Origin of the sequence: Peribacillus sp. FSL E2-0159, assembly GCF_038643155.1 — a bacterium.
In the GTDB taxonomy this organism is placed as follows: domain Bacteria; phylum Bacillota; class Bacilli; order Bacillales; family DSM-1321; genus Peribacillus; species Peribacillus simplex.
In genome coordinates, this window is the sequence record NZ_CP152053.1 from 4,246,838 (window position 1) to 4,265,532 (window position 18,695).

Sequence of the window (18,695 nt, forward strand, 5' to 3'; positions counted from 1 at the left end):
GTTTTTGATTCCATTACAACACAAAAAAGCCCGCCCCTGTATAAAACAGGGACGAGCTTAGTAATAAATATCAATAACCCGCGGTTCCACCCTCGTTCCAGCTTGCTTTTCACGGCAAAATGGCACTTGTAACTTGGTAACGGCAGCTTCCCGTCAGCTCATATTCGCAGAATGCCTGCTTTCCGAGCCGAAGTTTAAAGGTGGTAAGTGTTCCATGCGAATAGGAAGCTTACAGCCTGTTGGCTCCCCTCTCTGATAATCGGCGACTAGAATACCCTTGTCCTCATCATAACTTTTAGTTTTTTAATAGTATGTAGGAAATTATAATTTGTTATACGGGGAAAATCAAGGTTAATTTTCTTTTTTCAATGAAAGATCATTCAAATGCATAGAAAATGACGAAAGTGGCAGGACAGTCGCCCGTTCTTCGAAAATCCTTGAAATGGTCTGGATCAGCCCCTCTTCCTTGTCATCGGTATAGATACACAAGTTTTCAGGAGCAATCGATAAAAGCGGGGCAAGTATCACCGTATCGAGAAAAAGTGAACTTTTGGCAAGAAGCCTCCTGTCGATCATACTATTGATTTTTGGACGGTCGAGTTTGCTGAATTTCTGATCATAGAAATGAAAACCATCCCGGTTGACCAGGTGCAGCTTTCTTAATTTCGACTCCTGCCCATGAAGGCAATCACGGAGCGTAGCAATGAAATTTTGATAGTCCTGTTCCAGCTTGTATTCATCAATCGCCTTGACGACATACTTTTCCAAAGTGTGCTGAAATGATTTTAAACGGAAGGTCGTAAAAGAATCGAATGAAAAAGATACCTTTCCAGCCAAGATGCTTTGAAGTCCTTCCTCAATCAATCGTTTTTCCGTACTGAATGCTTCATCTTGATTCCTGGCTCTTTCCACCTCGATGATTGATGATGCAATTTCAATGATGGCTTCAATTTCTTCCCGTTCCCTATAAAAAAATTTACCGACTATTATTTGCTCCAGAACAGGAAGCGTCTTTTCTTCCAATAAAAAAGAATGAAATGCATCACGAAGCAGAATTAGCCATTTATCACCTGAAGACTTCGTCATATCCACATGCATGCCTTGTTGCGGAAGAATTCGAATATATGCTTGAAATTCTGCCCCCAGTGGATGGACAGAAACGAAATTCAGTAATTTCAATGCCTCTGAATCGTTTTGAAACGAAATTTGCACTACGACATCCCCCCTTCCCCCTTGCTTCTTTTTTCATGTATATGGGGATGGGGACGTGTTTAGAAGTAGGATGGGCCTTGTAAGAAGAAAAAAGTGACCTCCATTAAGAGACCACTTTTCTTCATCTTCTCCGATTCACGCCATCAAGCTTGACCGGCTCCGCTAAATATTGAATTCTTTCCAGTACTCTGGCCGCCTTCACTTCTTCCTTCTCACCACGCTGTGAAAAGGTTAGGTGGTTCTCCAGGCCATTCAAGTCAAAATTCGAAGTGAAAAATGTCGGCAGGTTTTCCAGCATCCTAAATTGCAAAATCGGACCAAAAACCTCATCGCGTCCCCAGCTCGTCATGGACTCCGCTCCAATATCATCCAGCATGAGGACAGGTGCCGTTTTCACCATCTCGATTTTTTCATTGACCGTATTATCACCTATCGACCCCTTAAGTTCCCTCAAGTAGTCAGGGACATAGACAATAAGGGAGGAAATTTGCCTTTCTGCAAGTTCATTGGCAATCGCACCTAATAAGTACGTTTTCCCAACTCCGAATTTCCCATATATATATAAGCCTTTTTGCCTTTTACCTGGCTCATATTCCATAATGAACGAAATCGCCTTACTTAAAACACCCAAGCGTTTGTTTTCATTATCCGTTTGGGTAAAGTCCTCAATGGTCGCCTTTAAAATATCCTTCGGTACATATAGGCTGCGGATCAACTTTTCCCGTTTCCGCTTTTCATCCTCTGCCAATTTCCGTGGGCATATTTCATAATTCAGGTTCAGGGCCTTCCCTTGAACCACCAATTTGGGATAATACCCTTGCATCATATTGATGCAGCCATTCAAGCTTGGACATTTATCACACTTATTGCTTTGTGAAGTGAACTCATAAAGCTTCCCCAAATTTTTATCAATCATTTCCTTCGTAACCGTCGAACTGTTGGCATTCAAAAATAACCGCACTTGCTCGTCTTCAAAAATCTCCTGTTTCAGCTTTTCATAACGCTGTTGAAATTGGTTTGTATTGGCCAATTTATTAAGGGATCTATTAATCTTTTCCATCGTTCATTTCACCTCCTGCTTTCCACTGCTTCCATCTCTCCTGAAGCTCGAGTTTCTGGGCGTTCAATTCAGGCTGATCTACATTCTGCTCCTGCTGTGCTTCTTCTTTTTTCTCAAGCCACTCCGGAACCACTTCTTCCCGTATCGCCTTTTTCCGGCTGCCCTTAGCATTCCTGCTTCCTTGAGCCCAGTCCTGATATTTCCTATGTTCATTTTTAGCTAGTTCCATCGCCTCGACGACCGTAGAGACCTTTAGCCGTGCCCAATGGCCCGCCAGCTTTTCCACATAGCCCTTCGTAAACTTCATATCCGTTTTGAGCATGACATATTCAATCAAGACATTGACGACACCCGGATTCAGCTTTTGATTGATCATCACGCCCTCAACCACTTTCAAATCACCGCTTGATGGCTCTGCACCGCCAGACAATTGCATCAGCCGCTCCCTAGGAGAAATCGTCTCCAAATGACGGATTAACTCTTGTTCCTGTGTTTTCGGTTCTTCCTTTTGTGTCCGTTCACGAATAGGCTGCACCCGATTGACAAGTGAAGGCATATCAGCCTGCCGTTCGATCTGATACCAGTCCCTTGCCGCCTTTCTAAGCACTTCCTCATCGATCTCATCATCCAATGAAACGGCATCCATTACTAGTTTTTGCATTTCCAGCGGATCAATGCCATATAAAAAAGCAAGTTTGGCAATCGTACTTTTTATTTTCGGAGTAAAGGCCTTTTTCGGTACGATCGAGGATTTCATTCCAGCAAATAACAGGTCAAAATCAAATAAGTCATCAAATCCCGATGGCTCGACGCCTTCCGTCCGATCGATGAATTGCTGTTCAGGCATCGGTTTCCATTCGTTTTTGGCTTCATCCGTTACATATAAAGAGTCCAAATGATCTGATGAGAATACTTCCGCAAAAGATTTAGTCACACCTTCATATTGATCGGTTAAGATATGGTCATCACAAAAGAATCTTTTTAACCGATTGAATTGCGCTTTACCGATTTTTTTGTATAAGTAAATATTCAGCATTCCATCCGTGAAAAACTGCTGGGGGGAAAGCGGCGGGTTTATCTCATAGATAAATTCCTTCGTTTCATTTTTCGATTTCTTATATACATTCAACAGGCCGATTCCCTCAAGTAAAAGGCGCGCTTCGTAAATATCACCTAACTTAAGGCCGATGGTATTCATTAATTGATAATGCGAGGAGGTTTCCGACCATAGCCTGTTTTCCTCCAACTCACTCCATAACGTCATATATAGGCTTATGCAGATAGGTCCAATAAGAGGTTGATATAGTCGGGTAAGTATTTTCCGATCATAATCATGAAGCAGCCCCGCAGATGAGACCAAATATGAATCCGCTGGGAGCAATTCTTGCCAATGCATTGACATCTCCATTCAAACCTTTCAAAAGATGTAGTGAAAAAAGAGCCAAAGTAAATCTTCAGCTCTACTTTCTTTCTTTATTTATTAAATCTTTCAATTCATCAATAAAGACATTGATATCTTTAAATTGCCGATAGACGGATGCGAACCTTACATAGGCAACCTCATCGACTTCTGCCAGCTTGTCCATTACCATTTCGCCGACACTGTCGCTTTTCACTTCCGATATGCCCTGGTTGCGTAGTTCTTTTTCTACATAACTGGTAATTTGCTCTAGTTCTTTCAAGGGAACCGGACGTTTTTCACAAGCCCTGATTAAGCCACGCAGGATTTTATCACGACTGAACTCTTCCCGTGTCCCGCCCTTTTTCACTACAATAAGCGGTGTTTCCTCCACCTTTTCAAATGTCGTGAATCGAAAACCACATGCCTCACATTCACGGCGTCGTCGAATCGATTTACTTTCATCGACTGGCCTGGAATCGAGCACTCTTGTTCCGTTATATTGACATGATGGGCATTTCATCATTATCAGCTCCGTATTTTATGTAGGACTCCCCTATCTAAATGTTCCCCAAGGAATTACTTTTCTATCTTAATCTTATATTAAAAGGAACGGCCAGTACAAGTAAAAAGTGTAACTTCCAGCAGCAGGCACTTTTTGTTCTGCCCTTGAAGCACCGTTGCCTAGGTCTTTGTGCTACAAGGCAATCCTCTCCTATAAAGTGAAGCAGACTGCCGATTCATTGCATTAAAAAAGAGATGCACCCATGGCATCTCTGTGTATACGTGTTTTTTATAGGGCACTTATATTAGCTTTTTTCATTTGTACAGGACCTAATCCACGTGGTAATTCTATGTTTTCACGTGTTTGCGCATTCAAAGCTTCTGCAATATAATCTGCCGCAATATTCGGATCCAAGTTACCGCATGTATAGACATCAATGCTCGCATAGCCGTGTTCTGGAAAACTGTGAATCGTTAAATGTGATTCAGAAATGATGACAACCCCGCTGACCCCTTGTGGAGCAAATTTGTGAAAGGCAACTTCTCGTACCTCTGCACCTGATTTCAAAGCAGCATCAACAAAAATCTTTTCAATTAAATCGATATTGTTCAGTTTTTCAAAGTCACAACCCCAAAGTTCAGAAATGACATGTCTACCCATTGTTTCCATAGTGTAAGCTGTTTCCATATTAAGCTTCCCCCTTACCATGATTTAAAAATAAGTTCTGATAACTACCACGGGGGAAAGTTAGTCCAAAGAGGTCCTAACCCTTTAAGTAGCCATCATGCAAACCGCTTTTGAAGAAGTTCACGATTCATAGTATATATGGTTTGAATTTTTTTTGCAACTCCAAATTGAATTTTTGGAAAGATAAACTTTATATGTAATAGGGATATAGCGAAGGTTCCAAAGAAGAGCAAATTCTGTTTTCTTGTTTATTCAGCGCCATGAGTCAGCCAGAAATTGATTAATCACTGAATTAAAAATAGCCCGCTAAAAAATTTTAGCAGGCTCGATTTTTTCATTATTTTACTGATAATTCGACTTCGGAAGCTTTTTTCAACTCGGATCCAACCAATTTCACAAGGTCCACTACCCGGTTGGAGTAACCCCACTCATTATCATACCATGCAAGGACTTTCACTTTCCTGTCCCCAATCATCATCGTCGTCAAACCATCGATGATTGCAGAGTGAGGATTCGTTTTGAAATCACTGGAAACTAAAGGTTCCATCGTGAATTCCATAATTCCTTTGAGTTCATTTTCTGATGCATCAATGAAGGCTTGGTTCACTTCATCAATCGTGACATCACAGTTTAAATCCACAACAAGATCGACTAGAGATACGTTAGGTGTCGGTACGCGTAATGCCATTCCGTGAAGCTTGCCTTTTAATTGCGGCAACACTAGTGAGATGGCTTTTGCAGCTCCTGTAGTCGTAGGAATGATGCTTTCCGCAGCGGCACGGGCACGTCTTAAGTCTTTATGCGGGTTATCGATATTATTTTGATCATTTGTATAAGAATGTATCGTTGTCATTAAACCGTTGTTTATGCCGAATTTTTCATCAAGCACTTTTGCAACCGGTCCAAGACAGTTGGTTGTACAAGATGCATTGGATATGACGAAATGCTTGTCAATTTCCAGCACTTCCTGATTTACTCCCATTACAATGGTAACGTCTTCATTTTTACCCGGCGCTGATAAAATAACTCTTTTTGCTCCTGCATCTAAATGAAGAGCCGCTTTAGAACGATCATTGAATTTGCCCGTGGCTTCAATTACAATATCTATGTTCATCTCTTTCCAAGGCAATAGCTTTGGATCGCGGTTATTTATTAGTTTTACTCGGCGGCCATTCACTACTAGTGAATCATCTTCCGCAATAATGATACCGTCGAATTTACCATGTATCGTATCATATTTTAGTAAGTGTGCTAAAGTTTCAGCTGGATAGCTTGCATTAATGGCAACAATGTCCAAACTCTCATCTAATATGGCTTTTCGGAAAACCATTCTTCCAATTCTCCCAAATCCGTTAATCGCTATTCTTGAATTCATTGTTCGGACCCTCCAGAAAATATTAATGTTATACTTATTACCCTTCTCATGTAATTAGTATAACATAATTCAATGGAATTGTGCTAATAAAAATGCGGATTGTTCTTATTTTTTAACATAAAAAGAAGAAACCGGGTGGTTTCTTCTTTTTTATCATACTTATATGACATGCCATTCGCTAAGTACGGACTTCACTTGCCTCTTCGTTTCATTAATGTCTCCATTATTATCGATGACGGCATCCGCTAAAGCCTTTTTATCTGCCAAGGGCATTTGCGAATTGATCCTGGCAAGTGCCTCTGTCTCCGAAAGACCATTCCTGTTCATTAATCGTTGCAATTGAACTTGCTCATCAACATATACCAAAAGCGTCTTTTCCACCATGAATGTCAGCTTGCTTTCGAATAAGAGCGGAATATCCATAAACACCGTTTCTTCCCCTGATGATAGTGCCTCTTCCGTTTTGAGGCGCATCCAATTCCTGACGGCAGGATGCACGATGCCATTCAATAGCAATCTCTTTTCCTCATCATGAAATATGATCGATCCGAGCTTTACGCGATCTATATTCCCATCTGTCAATAAGATATCTTCACCAAATGCCTTCACAACTTGATGATAGGCTTCCTCGCCTGGCTCAACGACAGCACGGGAAGCCAGATCTGCATCGACAATCGTGAATCCGAGTTCCTGTAGATAGAGGCTGACACTGCTTTTCCCACTGGCGATGCCTCCGGTGATTCCGATGATTTGTCCCATAAGCTCCCCCCTTTAACCATGTTTCATAATTTGAATAAACCGATGAGAATCAATAGTACACCTGGAAGAAAGGTCAAATGCTGGACAAGTTTATTATTTGAAAGTAATTTCCCGCTTTGAAGCCCGCTCCAAATGAAAATCGAACTCATAATAGCGATACACCCTGCGAGGATAATCGGTGAAATCCCGATCATAGCCGCACCAACTCCAGCCCCGAACGCATCCAGCGAAAGTGCAAACCCCAGAACAAGCGCTTCAACACCCGTTATCGTACCTGATTTATCAAAATCGGCATTCAATGGTTTTTGTAAAATATTAATGACTACCCCAAGTGATTTAATTTCAAAATTAAAGATGATCTTTTCATGGTATCTATCATCTTTCAGATCTTTTTCAGGCTTAAAATACTGGTACACCATCCAGGCACCAAGAAAAATGAGGATGATGCCTCCCGTTTTTTCAGCCGCCCCGATAGATATGAGCTGACTGATGAATTGTCCGATGACCATCGCTATACCTAAACTCAATGCAGAACAAACCGAAATGACCGCTATTGACCTTAAGGGGATTTTCATCTTCCGCATACCAAATGTCAAACCTACACCAAATCCGTCAATACTAACTGCAAAAGCGAGAAAAATAATTTGTAGCCACATCGGAATATTACTCCTTCCCTTCACGTTGCTACCCTAGTATATGGAAGGAGCCCATCCGATGTGTTTGAAAAAACATTACCTATTTTAGCGGCTGGCATAACGGGCAAATATGTGTGCCGCGACCTGCAACAACCAGTTTTTCAAGGGGCGTGCCGCATGTTTTGCAGCTCTCGCCTTTCCGTCCATAAACATTCAGTTCCAACTGAAACATGCCGATTCGCCCCTGGGAATTAATGTATGAACGAATCGTACTACCGCCTTTTTCCACAGCTTCACCTAACGTTGCGATGATTTCTGCATGCAACGTTTTGATTTCCTGCAAAGAGAGTGAAGATGCGATTCTCTCAGGATGGATACCGGAACGGAATAACGACTCGTCCACATATATATTCCCAATCCCAACGACAACCGTTTGATCAAGGAGAACGGGCTTGATTTTCCTGTTGGTTTTAGCCAACTTCGCACTAAGCCCCTCGACAGTAAAATCTTCAGATAAAGGTTCAGGCCCTAAGTGCAACAAGGGTAACCGCTCAAGTTCTTCCCCTTTGGCAAATAGATGCATCGTTCCGAATTTCCGGACATCCCTGTACCGAAGTTCGCTGCCATCCGTGAAAGTGAAGATCACATGAGTATGTTTATCATACGGCTCCTCTTTTGGATGGACGCCGTATTTCCCCTCCATCCTTAAATGCGAAACCATCGAATAATCATCCAAGGTAAAAATGAGGAACTTGCCCCGACGGCCTATTCCCTGGATCGTCTGCCCTCTTAAAGCATCCTGAAACTGTTCGACAGGCTCAGGCGCTTTAATGATCTTTGGCCAGAAGACGGACACTTCCTTGATCTCTTTTCCGAGTACGAGCTGCTCTAACGTTCTTCTGACTGTTTCCACTTCTGGAAGTTCTGGCATTGCAATCACCTATCTTTTATTATTTGGCATCAAACCATGTTGGCCCGAAAGCATAATCCACTTTAAGGGGCACGTTCAATTCAATGGCATTTTCCATTTCCTCCGGAACGATCACTTTAAGGATCTCGAGTTCCTCAGGAGGAGTTTCAAAAATCAATTCATCATGCACCTGAAGTAGCATTCTCGTTTTAAGCCCTTCCCTTGTCAGGCGCTTATTCATGTTTATCATGGCAAGCTTAATGATATCCGCGGCGCTGCCTTGTATCGGCGTATTCATTGCTGTCCGTTCGGCAAAGCTCCTGATGTTGAAATTCCTGCTTGTTATCTCAGGTATATAGCGCCTTCTTTGCATTAAAGTCGTGCTATATCCTTTTTGACGGGCCTCATGTATGCTTTCTTCCATATATTCCTGAACACCAGGAAAGCTTCTTAAATACTTCTCGATGAACTCTCCAGCTTCTTTTCTCGTGATGCCAAGACTTTGCGATAGCCCGTAGTCGCTTATACCATAAACGATTCCGAAGTTGACCGCTTTGGCATGGCGCCTCATGTTCGAAGTGACTTGCTCTGCCGATACATGGAATACATCCATAGCTGTCCTCGTATGGATGTCCATCCCGGCCCTGAATGCTTCCACCAATCCGCTGTCATTGGCGATATGCGCCAGGACGCGTAACTCGATTTGGGAGTAGTCGGCAGCAAAAATGATCCAATCCTTTTCGGAAGGAATGAAGGCCTGCCTGATTTTCCTGCCTTCTTCCAGTCTGATCGGGATATTCTGAAGATTGGGATCTGTAGAACTTAACCGTCCGGTCTGGGTCAATGCTTGGTTGAACCGGGTGTGCACCTTGTCCGTTTGGCCATTGACCACTTTAAGCAACCCTTCAATATAAGTGGATTGCAGCTTACCAAGCTGGCGATACAGTAGTATTTCCTTAACGATATCATGCTTGCTCTCCAGTTTTTCCAGCACATCGGCTGAAGTCGAATAACCTGTTTTGGTTTTCTTCATGACCGGAAGCTCCAGCTTTTCAAATAGGATGGCCCCAAGCTGTTTAGGTGAATTGATATTGAAAGCCTCTCCAGCCAAATCAAAGATTCGAGCTTCGATGTTTCTTAAGCGAATGGCCAATTCCTGTCCCATGTTTTTCAGTCGGCCTATATCCACCTTGATTCCCTGCCATTCCATATTGGCCAGGATGATCGACAGTGGCAGCTCCAGTTCCGTAAATAGGTGAAGTTGCTCGAACTCTTGCAGCTTATCAATCATCGGTTCTTTCAGAGAAAGGATCGCCTTCGATTTTCTGGCAATATGCTCCCTCAATTCCGCTTCCTCAGGTATCTTGCGTTTTGCACCTTTTCCATAAAAAACATCATCCGTTTCAAGCCGGATAGCACCTTGAGTTTTCGTGATTTCTGCGACTTCGTCCACTGACTCTGCCGGATCCAGGATATAGGATGCCAAAAACACATCAAAATCGATGCCTTTTATTTCGACTCCTCGATGACGCAGTGCCACAACCGTACGCTTCGCATCGAAAACCGTTTTCTTTTTTGTTTCATCCTCTGCCCAGGATTTAAATGCCCCGGAATTCAGAGCATCATCTCCATGGAAGTAAAAATGACCTTGTTCATTACTGATGGCGACCCCAATTATATCTGCACGATGATAATTATCTTCTAAAATTTCAATATACAATGCACTTTCATCTGCAAACATTCCTTCTGTCATTTCAGCCGTGTGCACCTCTATTTTCTCCTGTTCAAGCGGTGCACTTTCCGTTACATCCAATTTATCGAGCAAAGTCGAAAAGCCAAGCTCTTTATAGAACGAGATGACTCGATCCTGATCCATGCCAGTGTACTCTGTCTCGTTCACGGAAACTTCAAGCGGCGCTTCCCTCGTTATTGTAGCCAGCTCTTTGCTTAATAGGGCCAGGTCTTTATGTTCTTCTATTTTCTCCTTCAATTTTTGTCCGCTTACCTCATCAATCGACTGCAGAAGGTTTTCTACCGTTTCAAATTGATGCAATAATTTAAGGGCAGTCTTTTCACCAACACCTGGTATACCGGGAATATTGTCGGAGGCATCTCCCATCAGACCTTTTAAATCAATGATCTGCAAGGGGGATAGACCGTATTTTTCATGTATATGCTTTGGAGTATATTCCTCAATTTCAGTAATCCCCTTTTTCGTTATGGAAACCGTCGTACTAGGGGAGGATAATTGTGTTAAATCCTTATCACCGGAAATGACCTTCACTTCAAAACCATCTTTTTCCGCTTGTAAAGACAGCGTACCGATAATATCATCGGCTTCGTAGTTCTCCAGTTCATACCTTTTTATTTGAAAACAATCAAGCAGCTCGCGAATGAAAGGGAATTGCTCGGATAATTCTGGCGGCGTTTTTTGGCGCCCTCCCTTATATTCTTTAAATGATGCATGTCTGAATGTCGTTTTACCCGCATCGAATGCCACAAGTATGTGCGTTGGCTTTTCTTCTTCAAGAATGCGGTTGAGCATCATGGTGAATCCGTACACGGAATTCGTATGGACCCCCTTATCATTATTCAAGAGCGGCAGTGCAAAAAACGCACGGTATGCAATGCTGTTTCCATCTATGAGTACTAACTTTTTATCCAAATCCGTCTTCCTCCAGTCATACAGGTTTATGTAGTTATAGCTTCTATATAAAAACGCAAAAAAGCCGTTCATTTTCTTTCTCTATTCTACCATGAGTAGAAGCGGAAAGAAAAATGACGGCATCAAGGTTATTTAGTATTTCCCATTAACAAGCTGGCATAAGGGGAATCCGAAGGAAGAACGATGACCGTTTGATCTCCAATCGTTTTTTTGTAGGATTCAAGAGTCCGGTATAGTTTATAGAATTCGGGGTCTTTGGAAAATGACTTATTATAGATTTTCGCTGCTTCCCCTTCTCCTTCAGCCCTGATCACTTCTGCATCAGCCTCTGCAGTAGAGAGCAATTCTTTCACTTTCCGATCAGTATCCGCAATGATACGGTTCTTCTTCGCATCACCTTTGGATAGGTATTCTTGAGCTTTCGATTCCCGCTCGGAAATCATCCTCTTGAAGACGGATGCTTCGTTTTCGGCGGGCAGGTCCGTCCGCTTTATCCGGACATCCGTCAAGCTGATGCCATAACTGTCCTTTTGCAGCAGATCGTTGACTTTTTCGGTTATGCGGTCGTTTAAACTTCCTCTGGATGACTTCTCATCATTGATGATCTCATCATAATTCAGCTGGCCCAGCTCTGAACGAACTGCCGAATAGATGAACTCTTCCATTTTCGTTTCGGCATTCTCAAGTGTCCTTGCATTTGTAATCAATTTCTTCGGATCTTCTATTCTCCAAACTGCATAGTTATCGATCAGCATCCGCTTTTTATCTTTCGTATTGATTTCCGCTTCGGAAACATCAGAAGTCATCTGATACTTCGGCAAGGTCATGATACTCTGAATGAATGGCACCTTCGCCTTCAATCCCGGGGTCTTATCGATCCTTACCACCTCACCGAATTGGCGGACGACTTTGTATTCGCCCTCTTTAACGATATATACATTGGTGAAGATGATTAGCAGCAACGCGATGAATATAATCAGGAAAATGCCGATTCTCACATATCCCCTCCAATGAAAATCCCCTTTTTTCAACTCAGAAAAATCTATTATTTTTCCGCTCATTGTTTAGTGCCCCCTTCCCCTGTCGCTTTTTCTTCCGATGCATTCCCTTTTTTCGTTTCTTCTTCAGGTATAGTGGCTTCATCAGGGGCAGGAGTTTTTTTCGTTTCCTCCTTTTCAAGAGAGCGAAGCGGCAAGTACTTCATTGTGTTTCCATCATCATTCATTATATAAATCTCTGCATTCGGCAATACTTCCTCAAGGGTCTCAATAATAAGGCGGTCCTTCGTAATTCCTTTATTGCCCTTATACTCACTGAGTAATTTTTCAAATACCGCTACATCCCCGCGGGCAGCTTCCGTACGGGCAGCTTTATCCCCATTAGCCTGTGAAATGAGGGCATCTTTCTCCCCTTCCGCTTCATTCATACGCTTATTTTCATATTTATCCGCTTCGTTGATTTTCGTATTCGCCGTTTCCCGGGCATCCGTTACATTGGTAAATGCTTTCCGCACTTCTTCATTCGGCAACTCCACGTCCTGGAGTTTAACCGCAGATATGGAAATCCCGACATCATATTTCTCCATTAGCTGTGACAATAAATCGCGTACATCCGCTTCGATTTGCGCTTTACCAGATGTAAGGGCATCATCGATTTTCGTGCTGCCGATAATGCTCCGTAATGCAGCTGAAGTCGTATCGTATAATATTTTTTCTGGATCATCCGCATTGTATAAATATTTTGGAGGGTCGGTGATTTTCCACTGAACCACTAGGTCGGCCAGCACAATATTTTCATCACCCGTAATCATTTTGGTCTCACTCGGGTAATCCGTCACCTCTCCATCCTCTTCCTTATATCCAAATTTAAGACTGAATGTTTCTTTGGATAATTTCTCGACCGATTGAATGGGCCAAGGCAGTTTAAAGTGAAGTCCTGGTTCCGTTATCGTCTGCTCCACTTTTCCAAACGTCATTATGACAGCTTGATCGGATTCATCAACCGTGTACCAGGTCGATATCGCAACTACACCTAAAATTAAAATAAGAAAGACAAGTCCTGTGATCGTATATATCCTTTTTAAGCTAACGATATGTATCACCCCTTCTTTGCAGTTATATCTTATTTACGCAAGAAAGGGCCTAAAGTTTCATAAAAATCAAATATTTTCCTAAAAAAATAGGATAGAGGAATGGTTCCCGGGGAATATAGCCAAAATTAAAGACAGAGACTATGTCTCTGTCAATGTTTAACTCCTTGGATGAGGGGTTGTACAACCATTGTACCCCTGCATTATGAAGTCCGTTTTAAGAAATTGTAAAGGACATGTAAATAAGAAACCCGCTACATTTTTCCTTTTAAGCTTTTATTTAAAGTGACTGTAAAAGTCGTCCCGGTTCCAGGTGTGCTCTCCACATTGATTTTACCTTTATGGACTTCTATTATATGCTTGACGATTGCCAGTCCAATGCCCGTTCCTCCTGAATCGCGGCTCCTCGCCTTATCGATCCGGTAAAACCGTTCAAAGATCCTCGGCAGTTCTTTTTCTTCAATGCCGATCCCGCTGTCTTGAACTGCAATATCGACTGTCTGTTCATTTTCAATGATATCAACGGTGACCCTGCCGCCATTGGGTGTATAGGTCAATGCGTTCGTAATCAAATTGATGAAAACCTGTTTGATCCTGTCAGATTCCCCTTCAATGAATACTGGTTCCAGTGATGTCTTAATTTCAAGGGATACTTCTTTTTCCTTCAGCTTGCCTATAAGCATCTCTTGTATTTCGCCAAGTACTTTCGTAATATCCACGACGCTTGCGTTTAATACGAATTCCTGTTGCTCCATTTTGGATAAATTCAGAAGCTCCTGAATGAGTTCTTGCAGCCGATCACTTTCTTTCAGGATAATCGATAAAAAGTGCTTTAAGGTCTTTTCGTCTTTTAAGGCGCCATCTAACAATGTTTCAGAAAAGCCTTTAATAGAAGTGATCGGGGTTCTCAATTCATGGGAAACATTAGCCACGAAATCCTTTCGCATCTGCTCGAGCCTTTTCAATTCGGTGATATCATGGAAAATGAGGAGGATCCCCTTCCATTCATCATGATTCCCGATAATGGGAGCTCCGTAAATCTCAAAATGCTTACGTTCTATGGCAAGCGGTATCTTCACCTGTCGTTTTATCGTTTTCTCCGTTCGAAATATCTCTTCGATGATGGCTATCACTTGCTGATCTTTAATGACTGAATAATATTCCTGAAACAAAAACGTAGCGGCGTTCACATGGAAGCTTTTCTTGAATTCCCGGTTGATTAAAGTGGTATACCCTTTACTGTCTATCAGCAAGACACCACTACCGATATTCTCAACAAGTGTTTCCAAACGATCCTGATTCATTTCCCTCGCTATCTCTGTTTCCTGAAGATTCCTCGCCAATATGTTCAAGGAAGTTGTCAGCATTCCCGTTTCATCGGAATGCCGCCCGAATGTCCGGGTTCCATAATTCCCTTTTGCCAGTTCAATGGCTGCCATCGTCGCCTCTTCGATCGGACGGGTATAATATGAAGTGATTTTGCTCGCAAGCATGAGAATGATGATCAAGGCAACCCCTAAACAAATGATCAATATTTGCCACATTTGTTTATTCACTTGATGGATGGCCTCTATTTCATTGCTATGAACGACAAAGCCTTCGATCTCTCCATCCTTTTCAACCGTCTTCCAATAATAATGGACATCCGATTCCCCTTCGACCACTTCATACCCTTCCCCATGCTTAAGCCCTTTTTCCAAAGTTATTTTACGAAGGACATTGGCATGGCTTTTAAGTATTTCATTGGATGATGTCGAATCGTATAATATTTCCCCATTCGTGGAGAGAATGGTTAAATTCGAATCTAAAAGCGGTGTAAGTTTTGCCGTCTTCCCTTTTTCCAAAAAGGACTCGATCCCGCCATGCTCCTGAATATATGTAGAAATGAAAAATGTTTCGTTCTGTATACGCTCATTGAAAGTTTTAATATAATAACTTTTGAACAAGTGCCCTAATAAAAAGCCCACGGCCATCAGGACGACCATCACCAATGTGATGAGGGTATATAAGAGCTTTTTACGATAGGTTGTCATTCTTTTTTAGGCTCCTCAAGCTTATACCCCAAGCCCCTTATCGTTTTAATATAGAGAGGTTTTTTTGTATCTTTCTCTATTTTTTCACGAAGATGACTAATATGGACATCGACGATTCGTGAGTCACCCGCGAAATCATAATTCCATACCGCACTGAGCAGTTGATCCCTGGTCAGCACTCTTCCTTTATTCTTCGCCAAGTATAAAAGTAATTCAAATTCCTTTGGAGTCAATTCTAATTGCTGTTCATCAAAGAATGCTTCGTATCGTTCCGGGAACACTTTCAATTCCCCTAATTTCAAGAGACCATCTTCCTGATCCTGACTTGAATCACTGCCGTTAGCTTGCAACTGGGATCTTCTTAAAATGGCTTTAATCCGAGCCACTACCTCCCTAGGACTAAATGGCTTGGTCAAGTAATCATCCGCCCCTAGTTCAAGTCCCAGCACCTTATCAAATTCATCGTCCTTAGCTGTCAGCATCAAGATCGGTATATTGATTTTTTGCTGGCGAAGCTGTTTACATACTTCTAGCCCGTCCATTTTAGGCAGCATCAAATCCAATACCACTAAATCGGGGCGTATGTCCACGGCAGCCTCCAGCCCTTGTTCTCCATCCGAAGCTGTGATTACCGAATAGCCTGATTGTTCTAAATTGTACTGAAGTAAGGTAACTATTGATTGTTCATCATCCACTACGAGAATTTTCTTTGACATTAGATCCTCCTGAATTATGTATTACCCAAAAGACCAATTTCTTGGTCTACTCATCCAATTCCATTATAAAGAATATTATATGAAATTTACACATAAAAAAACGGAAAGAAAGTTATTCTTATCTTCTGCAGGGAGATTATAAGTTCCAGCGGTCTTTTGAAGTCGATTAAAAAACTGCCCGGAGTTGGAAAAAGGCCTTGGCCTTTTCTTCCAATATCCGGGCAGTCTGATCATGATCTCTTATTGAAGGACTTGCATTACGGCTTTAACTGATTCAACTGATTTTGAAAGTGCCGCTTTTTCATCTTCAGTCAATTCAAGTTCGATGATTTGTTCAATACCGTTCGCACCTAGTACAGTCGGCACTCCAAGATAGATACCTTCAAATCCGTATTCGCCTTCAAGATACGCGATGGATGGAAGAACGCGACGTTGATCTTTAAGGATCGCTTCTGCCATTTCAACTAGAGATGCAGCTGGTGCATAATATGCGCTTCCGTTTCCAAGAAGGTTTACGATTTCTCCGCCGCCAGTGCGGGTACGAGCCACTATTGCTTCTAAACGATCTTGAGGGATCAATGTTTCCAAAGGAATTCCGCCTGCATAAGAGTAACGCACTAGAGGAACCATATCGTCTCCGTGTCCGCCAAGTACGAAACCAGTTACATCTTTAACGGATAAGTTTAATTCTTGAGCTACGAAAGTGCGGAAACGAGCTGTATCAAGAACACCCGATTGTCCGATAACGCGTTCTTTAGGGAAACCTGATTCTTTGTATACAGTGTAAGTCATTGCATCTACAGGGTTAGTCAAAACGATGATTGTTGTATTAGGGGAATATTTAACTACTTCTTTAGTTACTGATTTCATAACTTTTTGGTTAGTTTGAACTAAGTCATCACGGCTCATGCCGGGCTTACGGGCAATTCCGGCAGTGATGATCACTACGTCGGAATCAGCTGTTTCTGCATAGTCGGATGTACCGATGATGTTAGCATCGAAACCAAGAACAGGTCCTGCTTCCGCCATATCAAGAGCTTTACCTTTTGTAGGGTTTTCAGCTTGCGGGATATCAACTAAAACGATATCACCAAGTTCTTTTTGAGCTGCTAGGAATGCTGCTGTAGCACCAGTGAATCCAGCACCTACCACTGTGATTTTTTTACGTTTAGACATGTTATTTCCTCCTTAAAATATATACATACTTTTGGAATACTTTTAACATCCTCATGAAAATATATATAAGCCTCCTGGAAAAGCAGCCCGTTCAGGCACTTTTCCAGAAAGCATATAATGAATTATTTAAGGTTTTTGATAAGCTCGTCAGCGAACTCAGAACATTTAACTTCTGTTGCACCTTCCATTAGGCGGGCAAAGTCGTATGTAACAACTTTAGAAGCGATTGTTTGTTCCACTGATTTAGTGATGCTGTTTGCAGCTTCGTTCCAGCCAAGGTGCTCAAGTAAAAGAACGCCTGAAAGAAGGACTGAAGATGGGTTAACTTTATCAAGACCAGCATATTTAGGAGCCGTTCCGTGAGTTGCTTCGAAGATGGCATGTCCAGTTTCGTAGTTGATGTTTGCTCCTGGAGCGATACCGATTCCGCCAACTTGTGCAGCTAATGCATCAGAAATGTAATCTCCGTTCAAGTTCATTGTTGCAACAACATCAAACTCTTTAGGACGAGTCAGGATTTGTTGTAAGAAGATATCAGCAATGGAATCTTTAACGATGATTTTGCCTTCAGCTTCAGCAGCAGATTGTGCTTTGTTAGCAGCTTCAGTGCCTTCAGCATCTTTAATTTTGTCATATTGGTTCCATGTGAACACTTTATCGGCGAATTCTTGTTCTGCAACTTCATAACCCCAAGTTTTGAATGCACCTTCCGTGAATTTCATGATGTTACCTTTATGAACAAGCGTTAATGACTTACGGCCTTCTTTGATCGCATAGTTAAGTGCAGAGCGAACAAGACGTTTTGTTCCTTCTTCTGAAATCGGTTTGATTCCGATACCTGAAGTTTCAGGGAAACGGATGTTTGTAACACCGAATTCATTTTGTAGGAAGTCGATTAATTTCTTAGCTTCGTCAGAACCTTTTGCATATTCGATACCAGCATAGATGTCTTCAGTGTTTTCACGGAAGATGACCATGTCAGTGTCTTCTGGACGTTTAACTGGTGAAGGTACACCATCAAAGTAACGTACTGGACGAAGACATACGAATAAGTCCAATACTTGACGCAATGCAACGTTCAATGAGCGGATACCGCCACCGATTGGAGTTGTAAGAGGTCCTTTAATAGCGATTAGATATTCGTTAATGACATCAAGAGTTTCTTGTGGAAGCCATTCGCCCGTTTGGTCAAATGCTTTTTGTCCAGCTAAAACTTCTTTCCATTCGATTTTCTTTTCGCCATTGTAAGCTTTTTCAACTGCTGCGTCTAAAACGCGGGATGCTGCAGCCCAGATATCAGGACCGATTCCGTCTCCCTCAATATAAGGAACGATTGGGTTGTTTGGTACGTTAAGAGCACCATTAGTAACTGTGATTTTTTGGCTTTGTGTCATGTCTCTTACCTCCGATTCAAATTCAAAGGTTAGATGGCCTGCCATTAAATGAGGCAGAACCACTAACCTTTTTTACTCAC

At 42.1% G+C, this 18,695-nt stretch carries 16 protein-coding genes; all 16 read right to left on the reverse strand.

Annotation, left to right across the window (positions count from 1 at the left end; all coding sequences use genetic code 11):
- Positions 1 to 351: 351 nt before the first annotated feature.
- Positions 352 to 1,212, reverse strand: coding sequence for a sporulation protein YtxC (ytxC, locus tag NYE63_RS20740; protein WP_342602519.1), 861 nt, complete (start codon positions 1,210 to 1,212; stop codon positions 352 to 354).
- 121 nt (positions 1,213 to 1,333) lie between these two features.
- The gene (gene dnaI / locus NYE63_RS20745) at positions 1,334 to 2,272 is read right to left on the reverse strand and encodes a primosomal protein DnaI (RefSeq protein ID WP_342602520.1); all 939 of its coding nucleotides are present in this window, start codon (positions 2,270 to 2,272) and stop codon (positions 1,334 to 1,336) included.
- Entirely contained in the window at positions 2,259 to 3,668 is a 1,410-nt protein-coding gene (locus NYE63_RS20750; protein ID WP_342602521.1) for a replication initiation and membrane attachment family protein, read from the reverse strand. The genes dnaI and NYE63_RS20750 overlap by 14 nt, the downstream gene beginning before the upstream one ends.
- 64 nt (positions 3,669 to 3,732) lie before the next feature.
- Positions 3,733 to 4,194 (reverse strand): transcriptional regulator NrdR, encoded by a 462-nt coding sequence (nrdR, locus tag NYE63_RS20755; RefSeq protein WP_034309080.1) that lies wholly within the window; start codon positions 4,192 to 4,194, stop codon positions 3,733 to 3,735.
- A gap of 270 nt (positions 4,195 to 4,464) precedes the next feature.
- Positions 4,465 to 4,845, reverse strand: coding sequence for an adenosylmethionine decarboxylase (gene speD / locus NYE63_RS20760; RefSeq protein WP_034311443.1), 381 nt, complete (start codon positions 4,843 to 4,845; stop codon positions 4,465 to 4,467).
- A 355-nt stretch (positions 4,846 to 5,200) separates the two neighbouring features.
- Positions 5,201 to 6,238, reverse strand: coding sequence for a glyceraldehyde-3-phosphate dehydrogenase (locus NYE63_RS20765; protein WP_342602522.1), 1,038 nt, complete (start codon positions 6,236 to 6,238; stop codon positions 5,201 to 5,203).
- 159 nt (positions 6,239 to 6,397) lie between these two features.
- A complete protein-coding gene (coaE, locus tag NYE63_RS20770) occupies positions 6,398 to 6,997 on the reverse strand; it encodes a dephospho-CoA kinase (RefSeq protein WP_342602523.1) in 600 nt (199 codons plus the stop codon).
- 23 nt (positions 6,998 to 7,020) lie between these two features.
- Positions 7,021 to 7,653 (reverse strand): sporulation membrane protein YtaF, encoded by a 633-nt coding sequence (gene ytaF, locus NYE63_RS20775; protein WP_063232739.1) that lies wholly within the window; start codon positions 7,651 to 7,653, stop codon positions 7,021 to 7,023.
- A gap of 79 nt (positions 7,654 to 7,732) precedes the next feature.
- Positions 7,733 to 8,563, reverse strand: coding sequence for a DNA-formamidopyrimidine glycosylase (gene mutM, locus NYE63_RS20780; protein ID WP_342602524.1), 831 nt, complete (start codon positions 8,561 to 8,563; stop codon positions 7,733 to 7,735).
- Positions 8,564 to 8,582: 19 nt separating this feature from the next.
- Positions 8,583 to 11,207 carry a DNA polymerase I gene (gene polA / locus NYE63_RS20785; protein ID WP_342602525.1) on the reverse strand — a complete coding sequence of 875 codons (2,625 nt, stop codon included), beginning with the start codon at positions 11,205 to 11,207 and terminating at the stop codon, positions 8,583 to 8,585.
- Positions 11,208 to 11,335: 128 nt separating this feature from the next.
- Positions 11,336 to 12,268 carry a protease modulator HflC gene (locus NYE63_RS20790; protein ID WP_133349630.1) on the reverse strand — a complete coding sequence of 311 codons (933 nt, stop codon included), beginning with the start codon at positions 12,266 to 12,268 and terminating at the stop codon, positions 11,336 to 11,338.
- On the reverse strand, positions 12,265 to 13,299 hold the full coding sequence (gene hflK, locus NYE63_RS20795) for an FtsH protease activity modulator HflK (protein ID WP_251429494.1): 1,035 nt from the start codon (positions 13,297 to 13,299) through the stop codon (positions 12,265 to 12,267). The genes NYE63_RS20790 and hflK overlap by 4 nt, the downstream gene beginning before the upstream one ends.
- Before the next feature lie 251 nt (positions 13,300 to 13,550).
- Entirely contained in the window at positions 13,551 to 15,329 is a 1,779-nt protein-coding gene (locus NYE63_RS20800; protein ID WP_342602526.1) for an ATP-binding protein, read from the reverse strand.
- Positions 15,326 to 16,045, reverse strand: coding sequence for a response regulator transcription factor (locus NYE63_RS20805; protein ID WP_342602527.1), 720 nt, complete (start codon positions 16,043 to 16,045; stop codon positions 15,326 to 15,328). Before NYE63_RS20805 ends, NYE63_RS20800 begins: the two co-directional genes overlap by 4 nt.
- A 240-nt stretch (positions 16,046 to 16,285) precedes the next feature.
- On the reverse strand, positions 16,286 to 17,221 hold the full coding sequence (gene mdh, locus NYE63_RS20810) for a malate dehydrogenase (protein ID WP_063232733.1): 936 nt from the start codon (positions 17,219 to 17,221) through the stop codon (positions 16,286 to 16,288).
- A 122-nt stretch (positions 17,222 to 17,343) separates the two neighbouring features.
- The gene (gene icd, locus NYE63_RS20815; RefSeq protein WP_342605834.1) at positions 17,344 to 18,660 is read right to left on the reverse strand and encodes an NADP-dependent isocitrate dehydrogenase; all 1,317 of its coding nucleotides are present in this window, start codon (positions 18,658 to 18,660) and stop codon (positions 17,344 to 17,346) included.
- Positions 18,661 to 18,695: the final 35 nt, after the last annotated feature.

Bases quoted from the DNA above. Each gene is read 5' to 3' on its own strand.
- dnaI (WP_342602520.1), bottom strand. From the start codon at position 2,272: ATGGAAAAGATTAATAGATCCCTTAATAAATTGGCCAATACAAACCAA.
- NYE63_RS20750 (WP_342602521.1), bottom strand. From the start codon at position 3,668: ATGCATTGGCAAGAATTGCTCCCAGCGGATTCATATTTGGTCTCATCT.
- nrdR (WP_034309080.1), bottom strand. From the start codon at position 4,194: ATGAAATGCCCATCATGTCAATATAACGGAACAAGAGTGCTCGATTCC.
- speD (WP_034311443.1), bottom strand. From the start codon at position 4,845: ATGGAAACAATGGGTAGACATGTCATTTCTGAACTTTGGGGTTGTGAC.
- NYE63_RS20765 (WP_342602522.1), bottom strand. From the start codon at position 6,238: ATGAATTCAAGAATAGCGATTAACGGATTTGGGAGAATTGGAAGAATG.
- coaE (WP_342602523.1), bottom strand. From the start codon at position 6,997: ATGGGACAAATCATCGGAATCACCGGAGGCATCGCCAGTGGGAAAAGC.
- ytaF (WP_063232739.1), bottom strand. From the start codon at position 7,653: ATGTGGCTACAAATTATTTTTCTCGCTTTTGCAGTTAGTATTGACGGA.
- mutM (WP_342602524.1), bottom strand. From the start codon at position 8,563: ATGCCAGAACTTCCAGAAGTGGAAACAGTCAGAAGAACGTTAGAGCAG.
- NYE63_RS20790 (WP_133349630.1), bottom strand. From the start codon at position 12,268: ATGAGCGGAAAAATAATAGATTTTTCTGAGTTGAAAAAAGGGGATTTT.
- NYE63_RS20800 (WP_342602526.1), bottom strand. From the start codon at position 15,329: ATGACAACCTATCGTAAAAAGCTCTTATATACCCTCATCACATTGGTG.
- NYE63_RS20805 (WP_342602527.1), bottom strand. From the start codon at position 16,045: ATGTCAAAGAAAATTCTCGTAGTGGATGATGAACAATCAATAGTTACC.
- mdh (WP_063232733.1), bottom strand. From the start codon at position 17,221: ATGTCTAAACGTAAAAAAATCACAGTGGTAGGTGCTGGATTCACTGGT.
- icd (WP_342605834.1), bottom strand. From the start codon at position 18,660: ATGGCAGGCCATCTAACCTTTGAATTTGAATCGGAGGTAAGAGACATG.